The sequence below is a fragment of the Phascolarctobacterium succinatutens genome (assembly GCF_958453765.1).
GTDB lineage: Bacteria > Bacillota > Negativicutes > Acidaminococcales > Acidaminococcaceae > Phascolarctobacterium_A > Phascolarctobacterium_A succinatutens_B.
Genome location: NZ_CAUDZA010000046.1, coordinates 1 through 2,668 on the forward strand (window position 1 = coordinate 1; position 2,668 = coordinate 2,668).

Sequence of the window (2,668 nt, forward strand, 5' to 3'; positions counted from 1 at the left end):
GGTAAAATTTGTCAGAGAGTAACATTTTGTTACGTACCCTTGTTTCTATGGTTCCGGATGCTCATTTGCTAAAATTGCTATTCCTTGCGCGATATTACCTCTCGCTCAATTCACTTGTATTGAAAAACTAGTCTTGCATAAATGTAGCTAGGAGATTTGTGACGTAAAAACGCGCCCCGATTCATATTTCTATGAATCAGGGCGCGTTTTATATCCTAATGGATGAAGCTCTGACTAAATCTTTATTTTAAATATTTTTGGATTAGCTCCATATCAGGCGTTGTGTAATAAGTATTCTGGTTTGTAAAAATAACAAAGCCGGGCTTACTGCCTGCAGGCTTTTTTACATAGCGTCGTTGTACACAGTCAACAGGAACATTGCTGCCGTCGCGCGCCTTACTGAAATATGCTGCAAGCTGCACAGCAAGGCTAATATCCTCCTGACGTGCTTCCGGCAGTGACGTTTTCAAAATAACGTGCGAGCCGGGGATATCCTTGGTATGGAACCATAAATCCTTCGGATTGCCCAATGTAAAGGTAACATAATCGTTCTGCTTATTATTCTTACCGATATATAAATCTGCTTCAGGATTTAAACGGATATGCAGAGGCTGAGATTTTTGCAGTCCGGCATTTTTCTTTTTTTTGCCGGTATCCTTGATTAAACCGTTGCTGAGCATTTCCTGATTGATTTCCTCAATTTCTTCCTTCGTTGTAGCGGTAAGCAGCGAAGCGTCCAGACTTTCCAGGTAGGCAAGCATTTCTTCTGTAGCCTCCTGCTGGATACGTACTTCGGTTTGAGCGCGTTTGTACTTATTATAGCGCTTGTAATAGGCCTGTGCGTTTTCCGTAGGCGAAAGGATTGGTGAAAGGCTGACTGTAACCGGCTCGCCGTCATAAATATTGATAAGCTCGGCGCTTGTCTGGCCTTTTTTTATCTGATAGATATTGGCCATGATAGTATCTGCCAGCATACGCTGTTCCTCTGCATTGGCAGCATGAGCTAAATCCTCCTGCAAAGCCTGCAGCTTTTTCTTAAGTTTGGCGGTTTCGCTGTTCACCAGCTTTTGCAGCTGTTCATGGCGCGGCAGCTGGATAGGCTTCAGGCTGACAGCAAAATTCAGCGCACTGTTGATATCGGCAAATTCTTTGGCCTGCATGCCATCCTGCACGTTCTGCGGTGGCAGTACAAGCAGAGTTTTCACCTGATTTGTGCGGCTGATGAGCGCATAGACCGGATGCTTGGCGGCCTGCGCCTGCAAATCTGTCTGCAGCTTGCCGATAACCTGCGCCAGTGACTGGCAGGCGGAGGTTTCCAGACGTACCTCCTGCGGCAGGATATCCGCAGCAGTCAAAAGCTCCATGGTTGTCATTTTGCCGACACCGGTGGTAGCACTGATAAAGGCCTTGGCGAAGTTGGCTGAAGGCAGACTGTTGGCAGTCTGCACAATTTTTGCCGGGTCATCAGTCAAAAGGTTAAGTCCTTCCTGTGGCGGGGGCGCAATATAGGCTTTGCCGGGAAGGATAGTGCGATAGCTGCTCTGTGCTGCGCTTACATGCTTCAGGGAGTCGATAATAACATCATCCTGCGTAAGAATGATATTACTGTTTTTACCGGTAAGCTCAAAAATCAGCTTTTTGGTAATAATTTTACTGGAAGCGCCTAAAAGATCTATTTCCAGCGTAATAATGCGGTCCAGGCCGCTTTGGCTGATTTTTGTGATGCGTCCTTCCTCCAGATGCTTGCGCAGAAGCATACAGAAGGTGGGTGGAGTTTCCGGGTTTTCCGGCAGCTGCTGCGGCAGATAAAGCACACAGCTGCCGTTGTGCATATCGGCCAGCAGACTGCTTGTATCGCGGGTTCTGCGTACAAGCAGCAGAAGTGACTGCGGATTAGGCATATATACCTTATATATTTTGCTGCCCAGCAGTTCTTCGTTTAATGTATCTGTAAGCAGCTTTAAAGTTAAGCCTTCAATGTTCATAGGGACTCCTTTCGGTGCAGGCTCGGCAAAGTTTTTTGAACCTGCGGGAAGACAATGCTAATTTATTATTTATCATATTATACTCCATTACATGCAACAAGTATAGCAAAACAAAAATGGGCCATTTCTTTATCTAAGCGACGAAAAACGAAGAAAAATGCTGAAATCATTAGAGAAATGTGGTATAATAGATTTTCAAGATAAGATTGAAGCAAAAATACTTATCTTTTAAGCTGAAAAAATCACCTTTACTGGTGAAGATGGAGGAGGAAGCCTGTGTTAAAAAGTATGACCGGTTTCGGCCGTGGTTCCTACGAGGATGCAGATTTTTCTGTTAACATTGAAATGAAAACCGTGAACCACCGGTATAACGAGGTTGCTATCCGTTTGCCGAGATTTTTGAATCCTTTGGAGGATAAAATCCGCAAAACTATTTTAAAAACCGTTAGCCGTGGACGTATTGATGTGTTTATTACTGCTGATTATAATGTCAGCGGCAACTGCACTCTGAAGGTTGATAAAAACCTTGCTGCTGCCTATCATAAGGCATTGCAGGAGGTAGGCGTTGCTATCGGAGCCGACGCTGCAGGCATTAACGCTGCTGCAGAAATTCTCTATTTATCAAAATGCCCTGACGTGATTAACGTTAAGGAAGGCTTTTTTGATGTAGAAAGCGTTTGGCC

General features: G+C 44.7%; 2 protein-coding genes. One reads left to right on the top strand and one right to left on the bottom strand.

The features are described 5' to 3' along the window. Positions 1-242: 242 nt before the first annotated feature. A complete protein-coding gene (locus Q7Q81_RS11015) occupies positions 243-1,985 on the bottom strand; it encodes an Rqc2 family fibronectin-binding protein (protein ID WP_304276141.1) in 1,743 nt (580 codons plus the stop codon). A gap of 276 nt (positions 1,986-2,261) precedes the next feature. Between Q7Q81_RS11015 and Q7Q81_RS11020 the strand changes: the two genes are divergently transcribed. Further along, a partial coding sequence (locus Q7Q81_RS11020) for a YicC/YloC family endoribonuclease (RefSeq protein ID WP_304276144.1) occupies positions 2,262-2,668 on the top strand: 407 nt, incomplete at its 3' end.

Excerpts from the sequence above, each read along its gene's own strand:
- Q7Q81_RS11015 (WP_304276141.1), bottom strand. The coding sequence starts at position 1,985 with ATGAACATTGAAGGCTTAACTTTAAAGCTGCTTACAGATACATTAAAC.